The following is a 25,361-nucleotide window of genomic DNA, read 5'->3' as shown; positions in this document are numbered from 1 at the left end:
TGAGGAGCGGCGGGACGCGACCTTCGGTGAGCAAGGAGCTGTAAGCACGGCCAAGGCCAGAGCAGGATGAGGGACCTGGGACCAGGACACTCCGCCACGTCATCGCGCGTCACAGCGCGTCGGGATGTTGGGAGCCTGGTTCTTCGCAAGGAACGCTTGTGCGCACCCCTTGGTGGCCCGCCGTCGTCCTCGTCGCATCAACCGCGGCGGCACGACGGCATCAGAGGCCGGATACATGACTGCTCCTGAACCGACTGGCTCAAACCGATGCTCACAAACCCTTGCGAAACGGGGGCCGTCCATACATGACACGGAGGGCGTCATGGCTACGGCCGCGGCCTGTTGCGCAGGGCCTGGATGGTCGTCGTCGGGGTGATCGCCTCGGGGTCGATCGGGCAGTGCAGGATCGCCGGCAGGCCGGACCCGATCGCCCGCGCGAGCGCCGCCGGGAAGTCCTCCGTTCGCTCGACCCGCTCGCCGTAGCCGCCGAAGGCCTTCGCGTAGGCGGCGAAATCGGGGTTGCGCAGGGCGGTGCCGGAGACGCGGCCGGGATATTCCCGCTCCTGGTGCATCCGGATCGTGCCGTACATGCCGTTGTCGACCAGGATGATGATGACGGGCAGGTCGTACTGGACAGCGGTGGCGAAGTCCTGGCCGTTCATCAGGAAGTCGCCGTCGCCCGACACCGCCACCACGGTGCGCTCCGGCAGGAGCCGCTTGGCGCCGATGGCGGCGGGCACGCCGTAGCCCATCGAGCCCGAGGTCGGGGCGAGCTGGCCGTCATGGGCGCGGAACGGCCAGAAGCGATGGACCCAGGTGGCGAAGTTGCCGGCCCCGTTGCACAGGATCGCGTCCGCCGGCAGCGCCTCGCGCAAATGCGCCATCACGCCACCCATCTGGAGCGTGCCCGGCGTGGTGATCCGGGTCGGGTCGCTCCAGGCCAGGTAATCGGCGTGCAGCGCCTCGGTGCCGGCGGCCCAGGGCAGGGCGCGGGGCGGCTGCACCGTCTCGATCGCCGCCGCGAAGGCGGTGGGACTCGCGTTGATCGCGAGCGCCGGGCTGTAGACCCGCCCCAGCTCCTCCGGGTCCGGATGGACGTGGACGAGCGTCTGGCGCGGCCCCGGAATGTCGAGGAGCGTGTAGCCCTGCGACGGGATCTCCGACAGCCGTCCGCCGACGAGGAGCAGGAGATCCGCCTCCTTGATCCGGGCGAGCAGCTTCGGGTTGACGCCGAGGCCGAGATCGCCCGCGTAGCAGCGGTGGTCGGCCGGGATCATGCCCTGGCGCCGGAACGAGCAGGCGACAGGGAGCGAGAACAGGTCGGCGAAGCGGGCGAAGCGCCGCACGGCCTGCTCCGACCAGCGGCTGCCGCCGAGGATCGCGAAGGGCTTCTCGGCCTTGGCCAGGAGGTTCTGGAGCTCGACCATCTGGGCGAGCGCCGGATGGGTCTCGACCGGTCGGAAGGCGGGCGCGTCCGGCACGCTCGCGGTCTCGGTCAGCATGTCCTCGGGTAGCGCGATCACCACCGGGCCGGGCCGGCCGGCGGTGGCGACGTGGAAGGCGCGGGCAATGAGTTCCGGCAGCCGGTCGGCGCTGTCGATCTCGGTCACCCACTTGGCGATGGTGCCGAACACCGCCCGGTAATCGAGCTCCTGGAACGCCTCGCGCTCGCGCGCCGCCCGCTCGATCTGGCCGACGAACAGGATCATCGGGGTCGAGTCCTGCCGGGCGATATGCAGGCCGGGCGCCGCGTTGGTGGCGCCGGGGCCGCGGGTGACGAAGCAGATGCCGGGTTTGCCTGTCAGCTTGCCGTGCGCCTCCGCCATCATCGCGGCGCCGCCCTCCTGCCGGCAGACCGTGAGGCGGATCTGCGCGTCATGCAGCGCGTCGAGCACCGCGAGGTAGCTCTCGCCCGGCACGCAGAAGATATCGCCGACGCCGTGGCGGGCGAGCTGGTCCACCAGGATCTGCCCGCCGGTGCGGGGGCGGGGGGCGTCGGTCATGAGTGTGTGCTCCATGAAGAGATTGTCTCGCGAACGGTTCTCTCGACCTGTATCGCGGACATGTCAGGACGCGATCGAGTCCAGGCCGGACGTTGATGCGAAGGCCAGTTCGGCTCACTCCTCACGGCTTGAGGATCCGTGCCAGCGCGATCACCGAACCGATGACGGCGAGGATCTGAAACCCGATCAGTCCCACAACCCACTTGATGGTCTCGGTCTTGGACGCTTCCATGCGGGCCTCAAGGCGCAGTTCGGCTTCTCGCGAACTCGCCCTGCTGGCTTCGACATCGCTCTTCGCAGCCGCTCTCAAGGCATCAATGCTCGCTTTGATGCCTTCGAGGTCGACCTTGATGCTCGACTTGATCCCCTCGATGTCCGCCTTCGTGCTGGCCTTTAAGCCTTCGATGTCCGCCTTCATGCTGGCCCGCAGCGCCTCGATGCTGGCCTTTACGCCTTCGATGTCGGACTTCGTGCTGGCCCGCAGCGCCTCACCGTTCGATCGCAATGCGTCGATGCTCGCCTCGACATCCTTGAGATCCGCTTTCGTCGGAATATCACACTGGATCGCTTCGAGAAGAGCGTCGGACAGACCTTCCGCCTGTTCGGGAGACATCTTCGCCCGGTCGCGCAAAGTCCGGGCGAATTTGAGCGTGTCGAACGCGATCGAGGTCATGGCGGTGTCCGGGCGTCTTCCGGGAGGCTCGTTCCGAACACCATAGCAGTCCGAGACGGCCTTGGCTCGCGCAGCCTGCACCGACGACGACCGTCACCCACCCCAGGCCGGATCCGCCAGCACGCTTGAGGTATGATCCCCCACCTGCGGCGAGGCGGTCTCCGCCGCCATCGGCACGCCGTCGATGACGATCGGCGAGCGTACGCTCGGAATCATGCCGCCCTTCGCCCGCGGATCGGGCAGATCGACACGCAGGCCGCGATGCACCACCTGGGGATCGGAAAACACCTCGGCGAGGTCGTTGATCGGGCCGGAGGGGACGTTGACGGCGCCGAGCCGCGCCAGCAAATCCGCCTTGGCGTGACGCCTCGTCTCGGCCGCGATGAGCGGGATCAGCACCTCGCGCCGCGTGACCCGGCCGGGATTGGTGGAATAGTCCGGGTCGAGGTGCCAGGTCGTGCCCAGCACGGTGCAGAACTTCTGGAACTGGCCGTCATTGCCGCAGGCGACGATGATGTGGCCGTCGGATGTCGGGAAGACCTGGTAGGGCACGATGCTGGTATGCTCGTTGCCCATCCGCGGCGGCATCAATCCCGACACCAGGTAGACCAGGGCCTGGTTGCCGAGGACCGAGACCTGGGTGTCGAGGAGCGCCATGTCGATGTGGCAGCCCTTGCCGGTGGCGTGCCGGCCCTGGATCGCGGCGAGGATCGCGACGGTGCCGTAGACCCCGGTGAACACGTCCGCGAAGGCGACCGCGGTCTTGACCGGCTCGCCCGCCGGCTCGCCGGTGAGCGACATGATCCCGCCGAGGCCCTGGATCATGAAGTCGTAGCCGGCCCGCGGCGCGTAGGGGCCATCCTGGCCGAAGCCGGTGACCGAGCAGGTGATCAGCCGCGGGTTGAGGGCGCTCAAGGATTCGTGGTCGAGGCCGTACTTCTTCAGCCCCCCGACCTTGAAGTTCTCGATCACCACGTCGGCATGGGCGGCGAGCTTGCGGACGATCGCCTGGCCCTCGGCGGTCTCGAAATCCGCCGCGACCGAGCGCTTGCCGCGGTTCGCCGAGTGGAAATACGAGGCCGAGAGCGTCTCGCCGTCGGCGCCCTCGACGAAGGGCGGGCCCCAGGATCGCGTGTCGTCGCCGACGCCCGGCCGCTCGACCTTGACCACGTCGGCGCCGAGATCCGCCAGGAGCTGGCCGATCCAGGGTCCTGCCAGGATGCGGGCGAGTTCGAGCACCTTGATGCCGGCGAGCGGTTTGTGCACGGAAACGATGCCTCCCGTCATGCGCCTCCCGTTCGCGGGATGGCGCGCTCTGATTCCTCGACCGGGAATCCCGTCCCGCTTGCATACGACGCGGCCGAGGGAGCGGGAAAGCCCGCCCGCCTCCGATCAGCCCTGCGCCAGCCGCTTTCCGCTGGCGGGGTCGAACAGGTGCAGGGCGGACGGGTCGATCGCGAGCCGCACCGTGTCGCCCTCCTGGGGTGCGGAGCCCGCCGGCACCTGCACGGCCACGTCGGTCCCGGCGAGCGGGCCGTGCAGCAGGCGGGTGGCGCCGAGCTCCTCCACGAAGGCGATCCGGAACGGCAACCCGTCCTCGGCGATCCGCAGGTCCTCGGGCCGGATGCCGGCTTCGAGAGCCGTACCGGAGGCGATCCCGGTGACGGGGATCACCGCTCCGTCGATCCGAACGCCCCCGGCCACCGCCTCGGCCTTCAGGATGTTCATCGGCGGCGAACCCATGAAGGTCGCGACGTAGCGGGTCGCCGGGCGGCGATAGATCTCGATCGGCGTGCCGACCTGCTCGATCTGGCCTCCGTTCATCACCACCAGCCGGTCGGCCATGGTCATCGCCTCGACTTGGTCGTGCGTGACGTAGACCGTGGTGACGCCGAGCTGGCGCTGGAGGCGGCGGATCTCGACCCGCATCTGCACCCGCAGCTTGGCGTCGAGGTTCGACAGCGGCTCGTCGAACAGGAAGACCTGGGGCTTGCGCACGATCGCCCGCCCCATCGCGACGCGCTGGCGCTGGCCGCCCGAGAGCTGGCGCGGGTAGCGCGTCAGCATGGCGTCGAGGCCGAGCAGCCGCGCCGCCTCCTTCACCCGGGTCTCGATCTCGGGCTTCGGGGTGCCGCGGTTGCGCAGCCCGTAGGCGAGGTTGTCGTAGACGCGCATGTGCGGATAGAGCGCGTAGTTCTGGAACACCATCGCGATGTCGCGGTCGGCGGGCTCGACGTCGTTGACGGTGCGGCCGCCGATGGTGATCGACCCCGAGGTCACGGTCTCGAGGCCGGCGATCATCCGCAGGACGGTGGACTTGCCGCAGCCGGACGGGCCGACGAGGACGCAGAAGGCGCCGTCCGGCACGTCGAGCGAGACGCCGCGCACCGCGTCGACGCCGCCGGAATAGGTCTTGCGCAAATTGTCGAGGGCGAGGCCGGCCATCAGGGCGATCCGATCGTGCGGAAAGAGGTCACTTCTCGGTCTCCACCAGGCCGCGCACGAACAGCTTCTGCATCGCGAACACCACCACGACCGGCGGCAGCATCGCCAGCACGGCGGTCGCCATGACGATCTGCCACTCGGTGAGCTGGTCGGTGATCGAGGTCATCTTGCGCAGGCCGATCACCACCGTCTGCATGTCGTCGCGGGTGGTGACGAGGAGCGGCCAGAGATACTGGTTCCAGCCGTAGAGAAACTGGATCACGAACAGGGCCGCCATCGTGGTGCGCGAGAGCGGCAGCAGGGTGTCGAGGAAGAACCGCACCGGCCCGGCTCCGTCGATGCGGGAGGCCTCGACGAGCTCGTTCGGCACCGTGAGGAAGAACTGGCGAAACAGCAGCGTCGCGGTCGCCGAGGCGATCAGCGGGAGCGCAAGGCCCGCATAGGTATCGAGGAGCTGGAGATCGGCGGCGACCTTGTAGGTCGGGTAGATCCGCACCTCGACCGGCAGCATCAGGGTGACGAAGATCGCCCAGAACGCGGTCTGCCGGAACGGAAACTTGAAGTAGATCAGCGCGTAGGCCGACAGGAGCGAGATGAAGATCTTCCCCAGCGCGATGGCGAGCGCCATGATCGTGCTGTTCAGGAGCATCAGCCCGACCGGCGCGCCGGCCATGCCGGATTCGGTCAGCGCGCGCCGGTAGGTCTCGAAGCCGTGGCCGCCGGGCCAGAGCGGCATCTGGCCGTTGGCGATGGTGGCGGCGTCGTGGGTCGAGCCGATCAGCGCCAGATAGACCGGGAAGACGACGATGCCGACCCCGAGGCAGAGCACGAGGTGCGGGATCAGGTTGCCGAAGCGGCGGTTCTCGACCAACGGGGCCGCTCCCTGGCGGATGGTTTCTTGACGTCGGTGCCGCACCGGCGTGACGGGCGTACGACGCTCCTAGCACCGGTCAAGCTCTGACGAAAGCGGGCCGTTACAGGCCCGCCTGCGCTGCCAGCGCTTTGAGATCGGCCTGCGGCCGCGCACCGAGATGCGAGATGACCTCCGCCGCCGCGACCGCGCCCAGGCGGGCGCAATCGGCGTGTTCGAGGCCGCGGGCGAGGCCGGCGAGGAAGCCCGCCGCGAACAGGTCGCCGGCGCCGGTGGTGTCGACCACCTCGCGCACCGGCGAGGCCGGCACGGATCGGGTCTCGTCACCCGACACCACCAGGGCGCCCTCCTCGGAGCGGGTGACGACGCCGAGCAGCCCCGTCTCCTGCCGCAGGGCCGCCAGCGCCGTGTCGGCATCCGAGGTCTGGTACAGGCTCTTCAGCTCGTGGATGTTGGCGAACAGGATGTCGAGGCTGCCGTCGCGGATCAGCCCGAGGAACTCGTCGCGGTAGCGGTCGACGCAGAACGCGTCCGACAGGGTCAGCGCGACCTTGTTGCCGGCGCCGTGGGCGATCTGGGCCGCCTTGCGGAACGCCTCCTTGGCGGCCGGCGGGTCCCACAGGTAGCCCTCGAGGTAGACGTAGGCAGCGCTCTTCACCGTCTCCTCGTCGACATCCGCCGCGGAAAGGCCCTGGCAGGCGCCGAGATAGGTGTTCATGGTGCGCTCGCCGTCGGGCGTCACCAGCACGAAGCAGCGGGCGGTGGCCGGGCCCTCGGTGGCCGGGGCGACGCCGAACGACACGCCCGTCGCGTTGAGGTCGTGGGCGAAGAGGCGGCCGAGCTCGTCGTCGCGCACCTTGCCGATGAAGCCCGCCCGCGCCCCGAGGACCGCCGCGCCGACCGCCGTGTTGGCGCCCGAGCCGCCCGAGATGATCGTGGCCGGACCCATCACCTGAAACAGGTGCTCGGCCCGCGCCTCGTCGATGAGCTGCATCGCGCCCTTGTGCACGCCCTCGCGGACCAGGAAGGCCTCGTCGGTGCGGGCCATCACGTCGACGATGGCGTTGCCGAGGACGAGGAGGTCGAGGGAGGCGGTCATGCAGGGGCCCGTGCGCAAGATGCTGGGCCGCCTGTCGCATTCGCTGCCGGGAGGGTCAAGCCGCGGCCTCAGGGCTCCTCGAACAGCGAGCCTATGGGGAGTTCGAGGCCCGGCGGGTCGAGGACGAGGGTGCCGTCCTGAAGGACGATGCTGTCGATCCCGTCGCCCGACCGGCGATGATGGACGATCGTCCGGCGGTCGGGATCGACCATCAGGTAGTGGTGGATGCTCGGTACCCGGAAGTAGCCGGTCAGTTTCTCGCTCGCGTCGGTGCGGCGGGTGCCAGGAGACAAGACCTCGACGACAACAACGGGATTCTTGATCTCGATCGAATTTGAATCTCCACGTGGGCCACAATAGATCATGGCGTCCGGCTCATAAGCGATGTATCTGTCGACGCGCACTGTCATGCCGTCCGGTAACGCTCGACAGGGTAGAGCAGATTTTCGGATGCCGCGCCATAGCGCTACGTAGACTGATGCCTTGACCTCCGCGTGCAGAAGTCGTTCTGGCGTCATCGCATATACCTCGCCCTGCACGAGTTCGTAGCGTCCCGGATTGTCCTCGCTCCAGGCCAGGTACTCGTCGACGCTCATGCGGGTCTGCGGGAGCGGCTTCATCGCGCTGAACCTGTCGGTGGCGTTCCTGCGGCCGGCATTCTAGCACGCGGCACCATGCCTGCCGCAAGGATCTCCCGTCCCTGCCGCGTCGTCACCCCCGCAGCAGCGCCAGCAGATCCTCCGGCAACTCCCCCCGCCGGGCCCGCTCGGCCAAGCACAGGAGCAACGCCACGCTCGGCCCGTCGGTGATCGCACCCGACAGCGCCTCGCCGACCGCTTCGGCGAAGGGCAGGCGGCGCATCCGCAGGCTCTCCTGCGGGTCCGGATGGGCCGGGCCTCGCTTCAGGTTCCAGGCGACGAAGGCCGGCACCCGCTCGCTCGAGATGCCCGGCGAGGCGTCGAGGCGCAGCAGCTCGAGCCAGGATTCCGCCTCGTCGCCGGTCTCCTCCGACAATTCGCGCCGGGCGGTGGCCAGGGCATCGTCGGCGACCGGGCCGGAGCCGCGGGGCAATTCCCAGGTGAAGCGGTCGAGCACGTAGCGGTACTGGCCGATCAGGCTGACCCGGCCGGCGGGATCGACCGGCAGCACCGCGACGCCGTACACCTTGAAGCGCAGGGCGACGTGGGGGTGCTCGCGGCCGGATTCGTGGCGCAGCTGGTCGAGGTCGAGCCCAAGGTAGCGGTCCTCGTAGCGCCGCTCGCGCGAGAGCGTCACCCAGGGGTTGGTGCGGTCGGTCATGCGCGCCTGTCGTCCGTGGCGGTCCTGCTCTCTTGCAGGACCCGGGCCGGCAACGCCGGGCGGGCGCGAAAGATCGCCCCGCCCCTCGATCTCACAGCGTCTCAAGCAGCCGCTGCATCAGCCGCATCCGCGGGGCGATCGAGGAGATCAGGCCATATTCCTGCAGCGTGTGCGCGCCGTCGCCGTCGATGCCGAGGCCGTCGAGGGTCGGGATGCCGAGCGCCGCCGTGAAGTTGCCGTCCGAGCCGCCGCCGGTGAGCGGCACCTCGCCGAGGTCGAAGCCGAGCTCGTCCCGCGCCAGCGCCCGGGCATGGGCATAGAGGGCGGCGCCGGATTCCGACGCGTAGGGCGGCCGGTTCATGCCGCCGGTCACCGTCACGCGAAAATCTTCGGTCGCGCGCAGCGCGAGGATCCGGCCTGCGTAATCCTCCCCGTCCGCCGCGGTGACGACCCGCAGGTCGACGGCGAAGCGGCAATGCTGCGGCACCACGTTCTCGGCGGTGCCGCCGGAAATCACCCCGACCGTGGTGGTGACGCCGCGGGCATAATCGGTCAGCGCCTCGATCTCCAGGATCAGCCGGGCGGCCTCCCGGATCGCGTTGCGGCCGTCGGCGTGGCGGGTGCCCGCATGCGAGGGACGGCCCTCGACGTGGACGTCGAAGCGGCCGACCCCCTTGCGCCCGGTCACCACCTTGCCGCCGTCGCGGCCGGGCTCGGTCACCAGCACCGCGGCGCTCGTCCGCCCCAGATCCTCGATCAGCGAGCGGGTCGATTGCGAGCCGGTCTCCTCGTCGCTGGAGAACAGGAAGGTGAGGGGGCGCCGCGCCTCACCCAAGCGGGCGGCCGCCGCGAAGGCCTGGAGCGCCAGCCAGGCGCCGCCCTTCATGTCGTAGACGCCCGGGCCGTAGAGGCGGTCGCCCTCGACCCGCACCGGCAGGTCGTTGGCGAGCGTGCCGATCGGATGCACGGTGTCGAGGTGGGACAGGACCAGGATGCCGGGCTCGGCCGTCCGCGGGCCAGCCCGCAGGATCAGGTTGTCGCCGAAGCCGTCGCGGCCCGGCACCCGCTCGGCGGCGAGGCCCAAGCTGGCGGCCTCGTCCGCGACGAGGTCCATCATCCTGTTGACGCCGTCCGCCGAGTCCGTCGGGCTCTCCACCGCCAGCCAGCGCGAGATGGCCGCGACGGCGCGCTCGGGCGAGATGTCGGCGGGCAGGGGGGAGGGGGTCATCGGGGGCCTCTGGAACGGTCTAACAGAGAGAGTGCGCCACCGGTTCGGCGCGCGAAATGCGGCGCTATCAAGAAGCGGGCCTCGCACCGCCACCGTCGGACGGGTTCGTTCGACGGTGGCGGCCAAGCCCGAACGGGCGCCGGCGCCGATGCGCCGGACGTCTTCGCATCGACACGTCGATGCGAAGACGCAAAAGCATTACGTCTCCACCAGCCCCGTCGTGCTGCCCGAGGCTTCCGAATCCGGCCGTCCGTGCGGCAGGGCGAGGTATTCCTCCGAGCGCATCTCGATCAGGCGCGAGACCGTGCGCTCGAACTCGAACGCCTCGCGGCCGGAATCGGCGAGGTAGAGCCCGATCGGCTCGGCGGCGGCGGAGGCGAGCAGCTTGGTGCGGGTGTCGTAGAGCGCGTCGACCAGGATGATGAAGCGCTTGGCTTCGTTGCGCTGGGGCATGTCCATCACCGGGATGTCCTCGACGATCACGGTGTGGAAGCGCTCGGCGAGCGCGAGGTAGTCGGCGGCGCCGAGCGGCCGGGCGCAGAGATCCGCGAAGGTGAAGCGGGCGACGCCGCCCGCGGCCTCGGGGATCGCCACGTCGTGGCCCTTGACCTGGATCGTCGTCGGCCGGCCTGTCGGCTCGCCGGACAGCGCCCGGAAGGCGCCGGTGAGCGCGGCCTGCGCCGCCGCGTCCGCCGGCACGTGGTAGACCGGGCTGCCGCCGAGTTTCTCGAGGCGGAAATCGGTGCGCGAATCGAGCCGCACCACCGCGACCCGTTCCTTCAGCTGCTCGATGAAGGGCAGGAACAGGGCGCGGTTCAGCCCGCCCTCGTAGAGCCGGTCGGGCTCGACGTTCGAGGTCGCCACCATCACCACGCCGCGGGCGAAGAGCGCGGTGAACAGCCGCCCGAGGATCATCGCGTCGGCGATGTCGGTGACGGTGAACTCGTCGAAGCAGAGGAGCCGCGCCTCCGCCGCCAGCGCCTCGGCCACCGGCTGGATCGGGTCGTCGCCCCGGGCGGTCCCCTGCTTCACCGCCTGGCGGTGACGGTGGATGCGCTCGTGCACGTCGCCCATGAAGGCGTGGAAATGGACCCGGCGCTTCGGGCCGGGCGCCGCCTCGTGGAAGAGGTCCATCAGCATGGTCTTGCCGCGGCCGACGAGACCCCAGACGTAGAGGCCGCGCGGGCCGGCGACCGGCTCCGGCTTGCGGCCGAACAGCCGGCCGAGGACGCCGGGGCTCGCTGGCGGGGGCGCCTCGGCGAGGTCGCGGATCACGCCGTCGAGGCGGGTGACGAGGCCGGTCTGGGCAGGATCGCGCTCGATCGCACCCGACTCGACCAGGGCGTCGTAGCGGGCGGCGACCGGGCCGCGGGCGGTGGAAGCGGGGCTTTGGGTCACCGGCGGGGCTTATCGCGCGGGCGTGGTCCGTGCAATGCGCGCGGATTCCGGCAATGCGGTCAGATCATGGCGGGTGCATGCGCCGACGGCACGCCCGTTGTGCCGTGCAGCATCGGAACGGCGTCCCCATCTTCCGCATTGCACAATCCCGGTCGGCGACCGGGATGGGGAAACGCTCGAGATCGTGCCGTCACCGTTCGGAGCACACCTCGAGAATGCAAGATCGCCTCCAGCCTACCCGACTCCCCGCTGGCATCCTGGTCCGGCGCCTCTGGTCGAGCGACCGCGACGCGGTCGTGTCGCTGTTTCAAAGCCTCGACCCGGATTCCCGCTTCGACCGTTTCATGGGCGCGGTGAGCGAGGCCCGGGCCGCGTCCTACGCGGCGCAGGCCGTCGCCGCCGAGGGACGGATCTTCGGCGCCTTCGTCGACGGCGCCCTGCGCGGCGTCGGCGAGCTGCGCCCCGCGGGCAACGATGCGGAGGCCGAGATCGCCTTCGCGGTGGCGCCCGGCCATCGCGGCCGCGGCCTCGGCGCCGCGCTCGGCCAGCGCCTCGCCGAGGCTGCCCGCAACGGCGGCACGCGCCGGCTGCACCTGCGCTGCCTGCCCGGCAACCGGCGGATGCGGGCGCTCGCCCGGCGCCTCGGCGCCGAGTTCCGCCTCGGCGGCCGGGAGGTTCACGCCGTCCTGGCGCTCAGCCCGCCGACGCTGTTCTCGCTCTGGCGCGAGGGCATGGACGGGGTGTTCGACGTCGCGGCGGCCTCCGCGGCGTGCGCGGCCGCCTGGCCGGGCCTGCCGGTGATCTGACGCTGTCTCGACTGGCGCGGGACAACGACCTGTGGAGGGTTGAACAAAGTCTTAATCGGGGCCTGGACCTGCCACGATCCGGCCTCGACCGCGCCGGATTGTCGGGCTCAAACGGAGAGCAAGACCAGAGGAGGGGACATCCCGATGCAGCCCGTCCGTACCCCGCGCGGCGAGGACACCGCCGCCCAGAACCAGTCGAGCATGAGCCAGTCGAACTTGGAGCGCTCCGTCGCGGCGGCGCTCCGCACCATCGCGGCGGTCCAGGCGGAGCGCAGCGCCCCGCCGGTCCGCTCCGCCCGCCTGCGGCTCGCGACGATCTACGGCGTCACCCGCCTTCAGCGCCGCCGCGAGCGCGAGGCGGGCTAAGCAGATTTCGCAAAAGTGGCCGCCGATTTTGCGACAAAAATCTGCGATATGACAAGAAGCTAAGCGGACGAAGCGTTGGCCTGCCAACGCAAGTCTGCTTAGCCCCGCGCCAGCTCCCAGCCCCGCTCGGCCAGCGCGATGCCGAGCGCGCCCTTCTGGCTCGCCTCGTCGCTCGACGCGTTGCCGGCCTGCGCGCGGGCGAGCACGCCCTCCAGGATCACCGCGAGGCGGAACAGCGCGAAGGCGACGTGGAACGGCGTGATGCCGTCGCTGCGCCCGGTGCGCTCGCAGTAGCGGCGCACGTACTCCTCCTGGGTGGGGATGCCGAGGGCGGGCAGGTCGCGCCCGAGCATGCCGCGATAGGCCGACGGGTCGGTGTTGTAGGCGATGCAGTTGTAGCCGAGATCGGCGAGCGGGTGGCCGAGGGTCGCCAGTTCCCAGTCGATGATGCCGATCACCCGCGGCTCGGTCTTGTGGAAGATCATGTTGTCGAGGCGGAAATCGCCGTGGACGATCCGGGTCTCGTCGCTGTCGGCCGGGATGTGGGCCGGCAGCCACTCGGCGAGGCGGTCGATGCCTGCGTTCTCGCGGGTCTTCGAGGCGACCCACTGCTTCGACCAGCGCTCGATCTGGCGCTGGAAGTAGTTGCCGGCACGGCCGAAATCGGAGAGCCCGATCGCCGCGGGATCGACGAGGTGGAGGCGCGCCAGCGCCTCGTTCATGCCGTAGTAAATTCCGGCCCGCTCCTCCCGCGGCAGTTCCGGCAGCATCGGGTCCCAGAACACCCGGCCGTGCAGCCGCTCCATCAGGTAGAACGGCGTGCCGACGACGCTCGCATCGGCGCAATAGGCCACGGCCTGCGGCACCGGCACGTCGGTGCGCGAGAGCGCCTGCAGCACCCGGAACTCCCGGTCGACCGCGTGGGCGGAGGGCAGGAGCTTGCCCGGCGGCTGCTTGCGCAGCACGTACTCGCCGGCCTCGGCCATCACCAGGAAGGTCGGGTTCGACTGCCCGCCGCGCATCTGGCGCAGCTCGTTCAGCCGTCCCAGGCCCGATCGAGCGAGGAACGCTTCCAGCGCCTCGGTCGGGAAGCGATGCGCCTCGCGCACCGGGATGGTCTCGGGCAGGTCCGACGGGGATGGGGCGTTCATGCGACCTTCGCGGCCTCTCAAGCGGGCGTTTCCTCGCCAAACCATGCCCCACCGGCGGCGCCGGGTCATTCGTGCAGTGCAGCAATTCGGCGAGGCGACGCTGTACCCCACTGATTTCGCCGCATTTTCCGGCGATCGGGTGGGCAAGCGCACCCTCCACGATTAGAATGCCCGCATGATTCGCGCATCCCTCCTCGCCGCCCTCGGCCTGCTCGCCCTCGCCCTGCCCGCCGATGCCCGGCCAAAGCCCAAGGCGGAGGCCGCGCCCGCGAGCCTCCAGGCCAGCCCGATCGGCACCTTCGGCGACTGGAACGTCTTCGCCGCCGGCGAGGGCAAGTCGCGCATCTGCTACGCCATCAGCCAGCCGCAGGTGCGCCTGCCCAAGAGCCTCAAGCGCGATCCGGCCTACCTCTTCGTCACCGTGCGCAAGGGCGAGAAGGTCAACAACGAGGTCGCGGTGATGCTGGGCTTCGCGCCCAAGCCCGGCAGCGGCCAGGCGACCACCACCGCCGCGGCGAACGGCGCGGTGCCGGCCCCGGCCGCCAGCGCCTCCGATCCGAGCCTCGCGATCGGCTCGGCCCGCTACGCGCTCGTGGTGAAAGGCGCCAATGCCTGGGTGCAGAACCCGGCCGACGAGAGCAAGGTCGTGGCCGAGATGAGCCGCGGCAAGAAGGTCGTCGTCAAGGCCGTCTCGCAGCGGGGCAACGCCTCCACCGACGAGTACGCCCTCGACGGCTTCGGCGAGGCGATGAAGCGCACGCGCGAGGAGTGCAAGTAGGCGAAGGGTATTCTGAAAACTGTTCGAACTGCTTGAAAGGAGAGGGCGCGGGTTTGTCCATCCCCCCTCTGCGGGGGAGGGTGGCCCCTGCGTCAGCGGGGGTCGGGAGAGGGGAGCCACGCTTCCGGAAGAGACTGAACCGTTGTGAGAGGCGCCCTCTGGATCAGCGTCGCGCTGCCCCTCTCCCGCCCGGCTCCACCGGGCACCCTCCCCCGCAGAGGGGGGAGGGGGAAACCCGCGCCTCTTCTCGATGTCGATACTCCCGTTCTCAGGGTATTCCCGACCGCCCCATCGCGTTCCGGCCCGAATACCCCTATATGCGGCCGTAATCCGTTTCATTCGAAGGTCTGTAAACTCATGGCGACGGCGTCGTTCGACACCGCCCGGCGCGGGGAAGGCGCCGTACCAGCAGCACAAGGTCCGGCGATCGAGAAGACGCCCGAGATCCGTCCCGAGGCGCTGGAGACCACCGGTCCGACCTCTCTCGTCGGCCTCACCCGCGAGGCGCTGAAGGGCAGGCTCGCGGCCGTGGGCGTACCCGAGCGCGAGCAGCGCATGCGCGCCGGCCAGCTCTGGCACTGGATCAACGTGCGCGGCGCCTCGTCCTTCGACGAGATGACCAATGTCAGCAAGGTGCTGAAAGGTCAGCTCGCCGGCATCCACACCCTCGACCGGCCCGAGGTGGTGAGCGAGCAGGTGTCGCGCGACGGCACCCGCAAGTGGCTGATCCGCATGCCGCCGACCGGCCGGCACGACCACAACCGCGGCGCCGAGATCGAGTGCGTCTACATCCCGGCCAACGACCGCGGCACGCTCTGCGTCTCGTCGCAGGTCGGCTGCACCCTGACCTGCTCGTTCTGCCACACCGGCACGCAGCGCCTGGTGCGCAACCTGTCGTGCCAGGAGATCGTCTCGCAGCTGGTGGTCGCCCGCGACCGCCTCGGCGACTGGCCCGGCAAGACCCCGCCGAAGGGCGCCTTCGTGCCGGTCGACGGCTCGCGCTTCGTCTCGAACATCGTCTTCATGGGCATGGGCGAGCCGCTCTACAACGTCGACGCCGTCATCGACGCGGTCGGCGTGATGAGCGACCACGAGGGCCTCGGCCTGTCGCGCCGGCGCATCACCGTCTCGACCTCCGGCGTGGTGCCGCAATTCGAGCGGCTCGGCCTCGAGGCCAACGCCATGCTGGCGATCTCGCTCCACGCCGTGCGCGACGACCTGCGCAACGAACTGGTGCCGCTCAACCGCAAGTATCCGATCCGCGACCTGCTCCAGGCCTGCCGCGACTATCCGGGCGTGTCGAACGCGCGGCGCATCACCTTCGAATACGTGATGCTGAAGGGCGTCAACGATTCCGACGCCGAGGCGCGCGAGCTGGTGCGCCTGCTCAAGGGCATCCCGGCCAAGATCAACCTGATCCCGTTCAATCCCTGGCCCGGCTCGAAATACGAGTGCTCCGACTGGGAGCGGATCGAGCGCTTCTCCGAGATCGTGTTCAATGCCGGCTACGCCTCGCCGGTGCGCACGCCGCGGGGCCGGGACATCCTGGCGGCCTGCGGCCAGCTCAAGAGCGAGACCGAGAAGCTGCGCGCCCGCGCCCGGCTGATGCTGGAGGAAGGCATCGGCGCCGAGGGCGTCTACGCCGCCGCGCACGACGACGACTGACGCAGCGTGATGTCCCTCGGCCGTCTCCTCGCCGTCGCGACCGCGCTCCTGACGGCGATCGCCTGCGGCGCCATCGCCCTCGGGATCGGCGTCGTCATGGATCCGGTCCTGCGCGACCTCATGGGCGCCCTCGGCCTGTCGGGGCTTGAGGCCGTGCTGTCCGACCTCGCCGAGGGCTACGCGCCCGACCCCGCGATGGTCGAGGGGGCGGTGAGCCTCGGGCGCGCCGTCCTGCTCCTCGTCGCGGTGCCGCCGGCGCTCAACGCGGTCGTCGGCGAGGTGCTGGGCTGGCGCTCGCTCGCCTGGTACGGCGGTGCCACCGGGCTCCTCACGGCACTCCTGCCCTGGCTGATGCGCGGCGGCGCCGGGCCGGTGGGGACCGGGGAGGGGCGGGTGACGGCGATCCTGTTCTGCGCCGGCGGCATCGCCGGCCTGATCTACTGGCTCGGCGCCGGGCGCTTCGCCGGGCGCGGGCCGGCGACGATGTGGGTGGCGCCGCGGCGGTGAGCCGGCGCCCGCCTTGCCGCTGGGTTCGGGGCAATCATCTCACACGTTATCCCGGTCGTCGGCGCGTCGTATCTGTGGAAGATCGACAAGTTGAACGGGTTCGTGAGAGTCTCGTTTAGACTCGCGGGGGCACGGTCGAGTTCCTCCCGACGCCTTCCCGAGAGACTCCGCCCGATGCCGTCCCCGCGCCGCCTCCTCGCCGCGATCAAGACTGTCCGGGTCTGGGTCGTGCTCGGCGTGCTGGCTCCCCTCGGGATGCTGCTCGTCTCCGGCTTCATGCTCTACGAGCTGCGGCGGGAGATGTGGGCCAGGACCGAAGACACCTCCCGCAATCTGCTGCAGGTGATCGAGACCGACATTGCCCGCAACGTCGAGATCATGGACCTTGCCCTGCAGGGCGTGGTCGCCAAGATCGCGAGCCCGCACCTCGTCGATGCGTCGGAGCCGCTGCTCCAGCTGGTCCTGTTCGACCGCGTCGTGACCGCAGACGGCATGGGCATCCTGGTGCTGTTCGACGAGCACGGCACCGGCCTCCTGAACTCGCGCTATCCGGCGGGGGCCGGCGGCTCCTTCGCCGACCGCGACTATTTCCAGGTCCACCAGCGCGATCCGGAGGCCGGGCTCTACATCAGCAAGCCCTACCAGTCGCGGATGTCGGGCGCCTACACGGTCGCGTTCAGCCGGCGCATCACGAAGCCGGACGGGACGTTCGGCGGCGTCGCGGTCGCGACGCTGAAGCTGTCCCACTTCACTCAGATCCTGTCGCAGATCGACCTCGGCCGGAACGGCAGCATCAACCTGATCCGCCAGGACGGCATCCGGATCATGCGCTACCCCTACGACGTGCGCGACGTCGGCGCCGACGTGTCGGGCTCCTCCAACTTCCAGCGCTTCCTCCGGGAAGGGAAGGGGAGCTTCGCCGAGTGGGCGAACCGGGACGGCGTCCACCGGCTGTTCACCTTCACGCAGGTCGGCGCGTTCCCCCTCGTCCTGTCGATCGGGATCAGCACCGAGGATGTCGAGGCCGGCTGGCGCGCCCGGGCGCTGATGATCGGCGTCACGCTGCTCGCCCTGTTCGGCCTCGCGGTGCTGCTCGCGCTGCTGTGCGGGCGGGAATTGCGGCGGCGCGAGGCGGTCGAGGCCGAGCTCGCCCGCCTGTCGATGACCGACGGGCTGACCGGGCTGCCGAACCGGCGCCGCTTCGACGAGGCCCTGGCGGCCGCCCTGGACGCCTCGTCCCGCAGCGGCCGGCCCGTCGGGCTGCTGATCGTCGATGCCGACCATTTCAAGCGCTTCAACGACCGCTACGGCCACGCCGTCGGCGACGAGGTCCTGCGCGGGCTGGCGCGCTGCCTGTCGGCCCGCATCCACCGGCCGTACGACCTCGTCTGCCGGATCGGCGGTGAGGAATTCGGCGTGATCCTGCCGGGCACCGACGCGGAGGGCGCCGCCCGGGTCGCCGAGCGTCTGCACGAGGAGGTGACGACCCTGACGGTGGCCGCCGCTGGCCTCAACCCCGGCGCGGTGACGGTGAGCATCGGCCTCGCGGAGGCCGTGGGTGGTGCGCCGTCCGAGCTCTACCGGGCGGCCGACACCGCGCTCTACGCCGCCAAGAGCGCCGGCCGCAACCGCACCTGCCGGGCTGAGGCGCGGCCGGCCGCACCCCGCCTGCGCCTGGTCGCGCGGGCGGACGCCGCCTCCTGACCGGTCAGCGCACCGTCAGCAGGATGCGCGCCGCGAAGGTGCCGAACAGGCCGGCGAACAGCCAGTCGATCCCCCGCATCAGCCGCGGCCGCGCCTGGAGAGCGCCGGTGACCCGGGCGGCGCCGAGCACCATCAGGATCCCGAGCGGCAGCGACAGGCCCACGAAGGCGAGGCCCAGGAAGGCGAGCTGGCCGGTCGGGTCGGGGGCGTCGGCGCGCACGAATTGCGGCAGGAAGGTGAGGAAGAACAGCACCACCTTGGGGTTGGTGAGGTTGACGCCAAGGCCGAGCCAGAAGGTGCGCCACAGGCCGCCCCGCACCGCCTCGGCCCGGACGGTGAGGGACGAGCCGCGGCGCAGGGCGTCGACCGCCAGCCAGGCGAGGTAGAGCGCGCCCACCACCTTCAGCACCGCGAAGGCGGTGGCCGAGGCGGCGATCAGCGCCGAGATGCCGAGCACGGCGGCCAGCGTGTGGATCAGGGTCCCGAGGCTCGTGCCCAGCACGGTCACGATCCCGGCGCGCCGCCCCGACCCGATGGTGCGGGCGAGCGTCAGGCTCATGTCGGGCCCGGGCGTGACGAACAGCACCAGGCAGGCGGCGAGATAGGCGAGCAGTGTCGGGGTGTCGGGCAGGAAGCTCATCGGGCGGGCTCCGGGGAGGCTGGCCCGGTCTGTACCTGTCCTATGGGCCGGCGCAAGCGGGAGGGCGTTCCGGCCCAGGCTGCGGCAGGCATGCACACCCGGGGCGACACCTGGTGCCGACGTCAGGCGCCCCTCGCGAGCCTCCCCCTTTCCGGGCCCGGCACGGGCCGGGAAAGGGCGGGGCCCATGAGCGAGGTCCGCTCGCCAGCGCCGTGTCTCGCCCGTCCTCGTCGAGCATCGAAACGCGACGCGCCCGCCCGGGGTGCCGGGCGGGCGCGAGGGGACGCTCGGTGATTGGGGAGCGTCTCAGAAGGTGATGCCGCCCTCGATCATGTAGCGGTCCTGCGCGGTGCGGTTGCCGGTGCGGCCGAAGCCGGTGCCGAGCGTGCCGAAGGCGAGGTCGCCGCGGGTGATGTCGTAGAGCTGGACCCGCGAGTACTCGCCGCGGACGAAGAAGCGGTCGAAGGTGAAGGTCGGGGTGACGGTGAAGGACAGGGCCGAGCTGCCCGCGCCGTAGAGCAGGCTGGTGCCGCCCGAGAACCGGTCGCCGGTCTGGCTGATGTACTCGACGCGGCCGGCGAGCGCGAAGTTGTCGGTGAAGGCGTAGCTGGCCAGCACCGCGCCGCCATAGGTCGAGGCGCCCTCGGCGATGCCGATCTTGAAGTCGCGCGCGACGTTCGTGTACTGGAAGTAGGGCGTGATCGTCCACGGCCCGTTCGAGTACGTGTAGTTGATCGACAGGATCCCGCTGTTCTGCTGGAACAGCGGCGTCGCGTAGGAGTAGCGCAGGCTGCGCGACAGCACGTCGGTACGGTCGAGGTTGACGCCGCCGTTGATGCCGAAGGTGTTGTTGTCGTCGAGCTTGTAGGTGACGGCGCCGGTCAGCCAGCTGATGTTGCCGGAGAAGAACCCGTCGGTACCGGCCACCGAGGCCGACCACGGGCCGTCGCTGTAGTTCACCTGAACGCCGTGGTTGATGATGTTCTCCTGGTTGAACAGGAGGCCACGGGAGATGTTCAGGTTCTGGAAGGTGAAAGGCGCCTCGGTGCCGATCAGGGTCGGCATCCGGCCGCCCTGGATCGACCACTGGTCGTTGAACACGTACTTGCCGAAGGCGACCGGCAGGGGCGTGAACAGCAGGTCGGTCTGGTCGAGGGCGCTGTAGTTGAGGAAGCCGAGGGCCGGGATCGCGTAGGCGCCGGCCTGGACGTAGAACTGGAACGGCCCGTCGGCCTTCTGGATCCAGCCCTGGATGTTGGTGAAGTCGACCCGGGCCGCCCGGTCGCTCGGCAGCGGCGCGGCCGAGAACGGGAACGGGTTGGTCTGGGTGTAGGCGTAGCCGGTGAGCGCGCCGCCGACATAGATGTCGCCGAAGCCGCCGAGGGTGAAGCAGGACGGGTTCGGGTTCGGCTTGATCACGCCGCCATAGGCCGGCAGCGACAGGGTCGCCTTGCAGTGCTCGACAACGGCCACCGGTGCAGGGGCCGGGGCGGCCAGGTCGGCGGCCAGGGCGGACCCTGTCGACAGCAGGGCGACGGTCAGGCTGCTGAGGGTGAAGCGCATTGCCACGGTCGAGAAGTCCATCTGGGGCCGGTTCGGCGGGTGCCGACGCTGGCCGGGTCCAACTGCGGCCAAGCTGGCAGTGTGGCCGCATCGTGGCAAAACCTTTTGTTGTGCGTTTGCTCAAAAATTAAGCAATCTAGGCTCTGTTGCGAGGGTGTATCCGCTGCCGTGTCTTTCGCGCAACGCGGGTGGATACTTGGCTGCCGTACGAATGACGCTGTCTCGCGGCATTTATGCGCTGGGGCAAGCCTGCCAGGGGCGCAGACGATGCATTATCTTGCCTTTCCTTGCGTCATGCTCGCCGTCGATCGCGGCGGGTCGCGGGATCGGGGAATCACGCCTCCTCCGCCAGCATCCGCCGCAGCCAGTCGGTGAAGGCCGAGGCCGCCGGCGAGAGCGGACGGTCCGCAGCCGGCACCGCCGCGAAGCCGTTCGGGAAGCGGTGAAGGCCGCAGGGCGCGACGAGGCGGCCCGCCGCGAGGTCGTCGCGCACCAGCACCTGCTCCACCAGAGCGACGCCGAGGCCCGACAGGGCAGCCTCGATGCACAGGCCGTTATGCGGGAAGGCGATGTCCCGCTCCGCCGCGACGTGCAGGCCCGTCGCCGCCTCCCAGGCCGGCCAGGAATGCGGCGTGTATTCGTGCACGATCCGGGTCCCGGCGGCGAGCCGCCCGTCCCGCATCCGCACCGGGTAGCCGGGCGCGCAGACCACCCCGAAGGCCACGTCGCCGAGGCGGATCGCCCGCGTCTCGTCGCGGATCGGGTGGGCGAGCCGGTCCCAGGTCAGCACCAGGTCGGCGCCGTCGTCGCGGGTCTCCCGGGCCGAGGTCATCGAGAGGCGCACCTGCACCGTCGGCCGCTCGCGGTAGAAGCCCGACAGCCGCGGCACCAGCCAGCGCATCGCGAAGGTCGCCCCGCAGGCGAGGTGGACGGTGGGCCCTCGCCCGGCATCGCGCAGCCGCCCGTAGCCACGCTCCAGGTCGTCGAGCACCCCCGCCACCACGCCCCGGAACGCCTCGCCGGCGGGGGTGAGCCGCAGGCCCGTGCCGGCCTTCTCGAACAGGGCGGTGCCGGCCTGCTCCTGCAGCGCCCGCACCTGGCGGGACACCGCCCCGTGGGTGCGCCCGAGCTCGTGGGCCGCCTTCGTCACCGAGCCGAGGCGCGCCGCGGCCTCGAAGGCGCGCAGCGAGGAGAGCGGCGGCAGCTGGCGCATGACGGGCCTTGTGAGTTTCGCTCACGGAGCAGGGTGAAGAACTCAATATACGGCGGCGTCCGTCCCGGGTAGCTCTGCCTTGCCAGAGAGAGAAGGAGACCTGCCGTGGCCGCCACCGTCATCCCGTTCCCGATGCCCCGCACCGCCGGCGCCCCGCGGAGCCTGACCGTGAGCCGCGCGCACGAACCGCGCCTCGCCGGCGTGGCGATCCTGCGGGGCTGGTTCCGGCGCTGGGGTGCCCGCCGCAGCCTCGCCCGCGACCTCCCCTTCATGACCGACGAGACCCTGGCCGATGTCGGCCTCACCCGGGCGGAGGCCTGCGCCGAGGCGCGGCGCCCGTTCTGGCGGGCCGGCCTGCCGGACGTCGCCTGAGGGCGACGCCGCGAGGCCGCGCCTTACGCCCGCGGCCGGTTGACCGGCCGCGGTGCCGCTGCCAGCCTGCTCCCACCGGGGTCGGAAGACGCCCCGCCGGGAGGATACCTCGTGACCCACCGCGTCCGCGCCGCCATCCTGCACCACGCCCCCGTCGGGCGGCCCTATGCCGAGAGCCGGCCGCTGCGCATCGAGACGATCGAGCTCGATCCGCCGGGGCCGGACGAGGTGCTGGTGAAGATCGCCGGCGCCGGCCTGTGCCATTCCGACCTCTCGGTCATCAACGGCGACCGGGTCCGGCCGGTGCCGGTGGCGCTCGGGCACGAGGCCTCGGGCATCGTCGAGGAGCTGGGACCCGGCGTCACCGACCTGAAACGCGGCGACCACGTGGTGATGTCCTTCGTGCCGACCTGCGGCGGCTGCGCGCCCTGCCGCGAGGGGCGCGGCGCCCTGTGCGAGCCAGGCAATGCCGCCAATGCCAAGGGCACGCTGCTGTCGGGCGCCAAGCGCATCCGCTGCGACGGCGCCGAGGTGAGCCACCACAGCGGCGTCTCGGCCTTCGGCGAATACGCGGTGATCTCGCGCCGCTCGATCGTGAAGATCGATCCCGAGGTGCCCCTCGTCGAGGCGGCCCTGTTCGGCTGCGCGGTGATGACCGGCGTCGGCGCGGTGGTGAATACCTGCCGGGTGCAGATGGGCCAGAGCGTCGCGGTGGTGGGGCTCGGCGGCGTCGGCCTCTCGGCGCTGATCGGGGCGGTCGCCTGCGGGGCCGGCCGCGTCGTCGCGGTGGATCTGTCGGAGGACAAGCTCCGGGTCGCCCGCGAACTCGGCGCCACCGACACCTTCCTCGCCTCCGATCCCGACGCGGTCGCGGCGATCCGCGATGCCACCGACGGCGGCGTCGACTATGCTCTCGAGATGGCCGGATCGGTCAAGGCCTTCGACACCGCCTACCGGATCACCCGCCGCGGCGGCACCACGGCGACCGCCGGCCTCGCCAACCCGAACCACAGCTTCACCCTGCCGCCGGTCGGCCTCGTCGGCGAGGAGCGGGTGGTGCGCGGCAGCTACATGGGCTCCTGCGTCCCGGCCCGCGACATCCCGCGCTACATCGCGATGTATCGCCAGGGCCGCCTGCCGGTGAACAAGCTGATGACCGGCACCCTCACCCTCGACCAGATCAACGAGGGCTTCGACCGGCTCGACCGCGGCGAGGCGATCCGGCAGGTGATCGCGATGTAGGGGGTTGGTTCGCCCGACCGACCTGACTCCCACGGTGTCATTCCGGGGCCGTGCAGCGGAGCCCGGAATCCAGAGCCGCGGGTCATGCAGAGTGAAGCGGAACGCCATCCGCTCCGTTCTGAACATCCTGTCTGAACATCCTGCGGTCCTGGATCCCGGGCTCCGCTGCGCGGCCCCGGGATGACGATGGAGGGTCGCAAATTCGGCGAGAGAGCCCGGCGAGCCCTGGTCGTCGACCGTCAGTCTCGTCGAGTGCCTGGGCCTCCGCATCGCAGCGTTCGCGGCCGACATGGGCGTGTCGCAGGGATCACGCCCGGAGTTTTTCTTGGCCTAGACCTTCGCACGTCATCGCGTCCGACGCGGGGTGCCGCCGTGCTGCACTTGTCTCGGCGCGCGCCCCCATGCATCGATGGGCGGATGCGACGAGGGGCCGCCCGCGGCCGGCCCGAGGGATTTTGCGTAAGGACGTGCCATGGGGCTGTTTCAGGATGCCTTCTCCCGCGTCGGTCGGGTCGTCATGTCCTATGCCGGCGACACCGCCTTCCTCCACGCCGCCTGCTCGGCGGCCGCCGCCGTGATCCTGGCCGACCAGGAGATCGACGAGCAGGAGATCGAGACGGCGCTGGCCGACCTGAGCAACAACCCGGTCCTGCACAAGTCCTACGGCGTGCTGAAGCTCGAGCAGGAGTTGCACGAGGCGATCGCCCGGGCGAAGAGCCGTGCCGGGCGGGTCGAGAACCTGCGCCTCGTCGCCGCCATCGCCGACCGGCCGCTGGAGCAGCGCCAGGACGTCTTCCTCATCGCCGCCGACGTCGCCGACCAGGGCGGCATCAGCGAACTGGAGCACAAGGCCCTGGCGGAGATCGCCGAGGTGCTCGGCGTCGAGAAGGCGGCCCTGCTCGGCGCGTGAGTTCGGGCGTGTGAGGGCCTGACACCGGGCCGCCCCGCCATATCTCTCCCCCGATCCGCCGGGTTGGGGAGTGTGTGGCGATGGATGTCGGAATTCTCGGGCTCGGCCGGATGGGCCGGGCGATGGCGCTCAACCTGGTCAGGACCGGTCACAGGGTTCGAGTCTGGAACCGCTCTCCCGCGGTGGCGGAGGCTCTGCGCGCCCATGGCGCCGTGCCGGTGGCGACCCCCGCCGAGGCGTTCCGGGGCGACGCCGCGGTGACGATGCTGGCCGACGACGCCGCGCTCCGCGCCGTCCTCGTCGAAGGCGGCCTGCTCGACCAGGCCGAGCGGCCCGGGGTGCATCTCGGCGCCAGCACCATCTCGGTCGCGCTCGCCGAGGAGCTGGCGGCGGTCCACGGCCGTGCCGGCGTTCCTTACGTCTCCGCCCCGGTCTTCGGCCGGCCCGACGTGGCGGAGGCGGGCCAGCTCAACATCCTGGCGGCCGGCCCGGCGGAGGCGATCGCCCGCGCCCAGCCGCTCCTCGACGTGATGGGGGCGAAGACCTGGCATTTCGGCGAGGCGCCGGCCCGGGCCAACGCGGTCAAGCTCGCCGGCAACATGATGATCGTCGCGGCGATCGAGGCGATGGGCGAGGCTGCGGCCCTGGTCGAGGCGCACGGGGTCGCGGCGTCCGACCTCATCGACTTCCTGTCGAACACGATCTTCGCCGCCCCGATCTACAAGAACTACGGCGCCTCGATCGCCGCAGGCCGCTACGAGCCGCCGGGCTTCGGGCTGGCGCTCGGCGCCAAGGACGTGCGCCTGGCGCTCGCCGCGGCGGAGGCCGCCCGGGTGCCGATGCCGCTCGCGAGCGTCCTGCGCGACAGCCTGCTCGACGCGCTGGCCCATGGCGACGGCGAGAAGGACCTGGCGGCGCTGGCGACCGTGTCGATGCGGCGGGCGGGACGGGGGTAGATCGATCTGGCGGTCGGGCCGAAACATCTCTCGACGTCATCCCGGGGCTCGCCGAAAGGCGAGAACCCGGGATCCATAACCGCTGACGATCCAGGATTGAGCGGAACACGGCCCGCCCTCTTCTCCAGCGTCGGCGGTTATGGATCCCGGGTTCCGCTTTCGCGGCCCCGGGATGTTGGGGTGGACGGCCCCCGCCGGCATCATAAGTGCCAGGTTGAGGTCGTCTGACACCCAACCGAGGAGACCGTCCGTGACGCAGATTAGCATCATCGGCCTGGACATCGCCAAGTCCGTCTTCCAGTTCGAGGCCCAGGACGCGCAGGGCGCCGTGGTGAGCACCGAGCGCGTCTCGCGCGACAAGCTGCTGCCGGCGCTCAAGAAGATCCCCGCCACCATCGTGGCGATGGAGGCCTGCGCCACCGCCCATCACTGGGCGCGCCAGATCCGGGCTCTGGGCCACGAGGTGCGCCTG

The 25,361-nt window shown here is 70.6% G+C and carries 24 protein-coding genes and 1 pseudogene; 11 read left to right on the top strand and 14 right to left on the bottom strand.

Annotated features, from left to right (window positions below; all coding sequences use genetic code 11):
* Positions 1-326: 326 nt before the first annotated feature.
* From BM430_RS32440 to zapE, 10 genes are all read right to left on the bottom strand, one after another.
* On the bottom strand, positions 327-2,003 hold the full coding sequence (locus BM430_RS32440) for a thiamine pyrophosphate-binding protein (RefSeq protein ID WP_093571314.1): 1,677 nt from the start codon (positions 2,001-2,003) through the stop codon (positions 327-329).
* A 121-nt stretch (positions 2,004-2,124) separates the two neighbouring features.
* Complete coding sequence (locus BM430_RS32435; RefSeq protein WP_093571313.1) at positions 2,125-2,676, bottom strand: coiled-coil domain-containing protein; 552 nt, start codon at positions 2,674-2,676, stop codon at positions 2,125-2,127.
* A gap of 93 nt (positions 2,677-2,769) precedes the next feature.
* Complete coding sequence (locus BM430_RS32430) at positions 2,770-3,942, bottom strand: CaiB/BaiF CoA transferase family protein (protein WP_093571319.1); 1,173 nt, start codon at positions 3,940-3,942, stop codon at positions 2,770-2,772.
* A gap of 126 nt (positions 3,943-4,068) precedes the next feature.
* Positions 4,069-5,121 (bottom strand): ABC transporter ATP-binding protein, encoded by a 1,053-nt coding sequence (locus tag BM430_RS32425; protein WP_093571312.1) that lies wholly within the window; start codon positions 5,119-5,121, stop codon positions 4,069-4,071.
* 28 nt (positions 5,122-5,149) lie between these two features.
* Positions 5,150-5,992 carry a sn-glycerol-3-phosphate ABC transporter permease UgpE gene (gene ugpE / locus BM430_RS32420; RefSeq protein ID WP_093571311.1) on the bottom strand — a complete coding sequence of 281 codons (843 nt, stop codon included), beginning with the start codon at positions 5,990-5,992 and terminating at the stop codon, positions 5,150-5,152.
* A 103-nt stretch (positions 5,993-6,095) separates the two neighbouring features.
* Entirely contained in the window at positions 6,096-7,091 is a 996-nt protein-coding gene (locus tag BM430_RS32415; RefSeq protein WP_093571310.1) for an adenosine kinase, read from the bottom strand.
* 68 nt (positions 7,092-7,159) lie between these two features.
* Positions 7,160-7,687, bottom strand: a complete 528-nt coding sequence (locus BM430_RS32410) for a Uma2 family endonuclease (protein WP_093571318.1) — start codon at positions 7,685-7,687, stop codon at positions 7,160-7,162.
* A 115-nt stretch (positions 7,688-7,802) separates the two neighbouring features.
* Positions 7,803-8,390 carry an NUDIX domain-containing protein gene (locus BM430_RS32405; protein WP_093571309.1) on the bottom strand — a complete coding sequence of 196 codons (588 nt, stop codon included), beginning with the start codon at positions 8,388-8,390 and terminating at the stop codon, positions 7,803-7,805.
* Positions 8,391-8,481: 91 nt separating this feature from the next.
* Complete coding sequence (locus tag BM430_RS32400) at positions 8,482-9,618, bottom strand: M20 family metallopeptidase (RefSeq protein ID WP_093571308.1); 1,137 nt, start codon at positions 9,616-9,618, stop codon at positions 8,482-8,484.
* 198 nt (positions 9,619-9,816) lie between these two features.
* Positions 9,817-11,016 carry a cell division protein ZapE gene (gene zapE, locus BM430_RS32395; RefSeq protein ID WP_093571307.1) on the bottom strand — a complete coding sequence of 400 codons (1,200 nt, stop codon included), beginning with the start codon at positions 11,014-11,016 and terminating at the stop codon, positions 9,817-9,819.
* 215 nt (positions 11,017-11,231) lie between these two features.
* On the opposite strand from zapE, the gene BM430_RS32390 reads away from it, so the two are divergent.
* Together BM430_RS32390 and BM430_RS32385 are read left to right on the top strand one after the other, a co-directional pair.
* The gene (locus BM430_RS32390) at positions 11,232-11,822 is read left to right on the top strand and encodes a GNAT family N-acetyltransferase (RefSeq protein WP_093571306.1); all 591 of its coding nucleotides are present in this window, start codon (positions 11,232-11,234) and stop codon (positions 11,820-11,822) included.
* Between the two features lie 144 nt (positions 11,823-11,966).
* A complete protein-coding gene (locus BM430_RS32385) occupies positions 11,967-12,188 on the top strand; it encodes a hypothetical protein (protein ID WP_093571305.1) in 222 nt (73 codons plus the stop codon).
* Positions 12,189-12,286: 98 nt separating this feature from the next.
* Here the strand turns inward: BM430_RS32385 and BM430_RS32380 are convergent, their stop codons facing one another.
* Positions 12,287-13,339, bottom strand: a complete 1,053-nt coding sequence (locus tag BM430_RS32380) for a phosphotransferase (protein ID WP_093571304.1) — start codon at positions 13,337-13,339, stop codon at positions 12,287-12,289.
* Between the two features lie 175 nt (positions 13,340-13,514).
* Here BM430_RS32380 and BM430_RS32375 point away from each other — a divergent pair, with 175 nt between their 5' ends.
* The 4 genes from BM430_RS32375 to BM430_RS32355 all read left to right on the top strand — a co-directional run bounded on the left by BM430_RS32375 (position 13,515) and on the right by BM430_RS32355 (position 17,993).
* Positions 13,515-14,117: an invasion associated locus B family protein gene (locus BM430_RS32375; RefSeq protein ID WP_093571303.1), complete on the top strand. Its 603-nt coding sequence runs from the start codon at positions 13,515-13,517 to the stop codon at positions 14,115-14,117.
* A gap of 357 nt (positions 14,118-14,474) precedes the next feature.
* Positions 14,475-15,782: a dual-specificity RNA methyltransferase RlmN gene (gene rlmN / locus BM430_RS32365; protein WP_093571302.1), complete on the top strand. Its 1,308-nt coding sequence runs from the start codon at positions 14,475-14,477 to the stop codon at positions 15,780-15,782.
* Between the two features lie 9 nt (positions 15,783-15,791).
* A complete protein-coding gene (locus BM430_RS32360; RefSeq protein WP_244539766.1) occupies positions 15,792-16,289 on the top strand; it encodes a hypothetical protein in 498 nt (165 codons plus the stop codon).
* Positions 16,290-16,463: 174 nt separating this feature from the next.
* Positions 16,464-17,993, top strand: coding sequence for a sensor domain-containing diguanylate cyclase (locus BM430_RS32355; RefSeq protein ID WP_093571300.1), 1,530 nt, complete (start codon positions 16,464-16,466; stop codon positions 17,991-17,993).
* 4 nt (positions 17,994-17,997) lie between these two features.
* Here BM430_RS32355 and BM430_RS32350 read toward each other — a convergent pair whose 3' ends face one another.
* From BM430_RS32350 to BM430_RS32340, 3 genes are all read right to left on the bottom strand, one after another.
* Positions 17,998-18,633, bottom strand: a complete 636-nt coding sequence (locus BM430_RS32350) for a LysE family translocator (protein ID WP_093571299.1) — start codon at positions 18,631-18,633, stop codon at positions 17,998-18,000.
* A 306-nt stretch (positions 18,634-18,939) separates the two neighbouring features.
* Positions 18,940-20,202, bottom strand: coding sequence for a porin (locus BM430_RS32345; RefSeq protein ID WP_093571317.1), 1,263 nt, complete (start codon positions 20,200-20,202; stop codon positions 18,940-18,942).
* A gap of 328 nt (positions 20,203-20,530) precedes the next feature.
* Entirely contained in the window at positions 20,531-21,409 is an 879-nt protein-coding gene (locus BM430_RS32340) for a LysR substrate-binding domain-containing protein (protein ID WP_093571298.1), read from the bottom strand.
* 105 nt (positions 21,410-21,514) lie between these two features.
* Here BM430_RS32340 and BM430_RS32335 point away from each other — a divergent pair, with 105 nt between their 5' ends.
* The 5 genes and pseudogenes from BM430_RS32335 to BM430_RS32315 all read left to right on the top strand — a co-directional run.
* Positions 21,515-21,781, top strand: coding sequence for a DUF1127 domain-containing protein (locus BM430_RS32335; protein WP_244539765.1), 267 nt, complete (start codon positions 21,515-21,517; stop codon positions 21,779-21,781).
* A gap of 111 nt (positions 21,782-21,892) precedes the next feature.
* Entirely contained in the window at positions 21,893-23,023 is a 1,131-nt protein-coding gene (locus BM430_RS32330; protein ID WP_177303246.1) for a zinc-dependent alcohol dehydrogenase family protein, read from the top strand.
* Between the two features lie 472 nt (positions 23,024-23,495).
* On the top strand, positions 23,496-23,933 hold the full coding sequence (locus tag BM430_RS32325; protein ID WP_093571297.1) for a tellurite resistance TerB family protein: 438 nt from the start codon (positions 23,496-23,498) through the stop codon (positions 23,931-23,933).
* An 80-nt stretch (positions 23,934-24,013) separates the two neighbouring features.
* On the top strand, positions 24,014-24,889 hold the full coding sequence (locus BM430_RS32320) for an NAD(P)-dependent oxidoreductase (RefSeq protein ID WP_093571296.1): 876 nt from the start codon (positions 24,014-24,016) through the stop codon (positions 24,887-24,889).
* A 250-nt stretch (positions 24,890-25,139) separates the two neighbouring features.
* A pseudogene (locus BM430_RS32315) lies at positions 25,140-25,361 on the top strand (IS110 family transposase); the annotation flags it as partial.

This window comes from Methylobacterium sp. 174MFSha1.1 (assembly GCF_900116815.1).
Taxonomy (GTDB): domain Bacteria; phylum Pseudomonadota; class Alphaproteobacteria; order Rhizobiales; family Beijerinckiaceae; genus Methylobacterium.
Note: the sequence above shows the minus strand (reverse complement) of the source record. Positions and strands in the feature narration are given on the sequence as shown.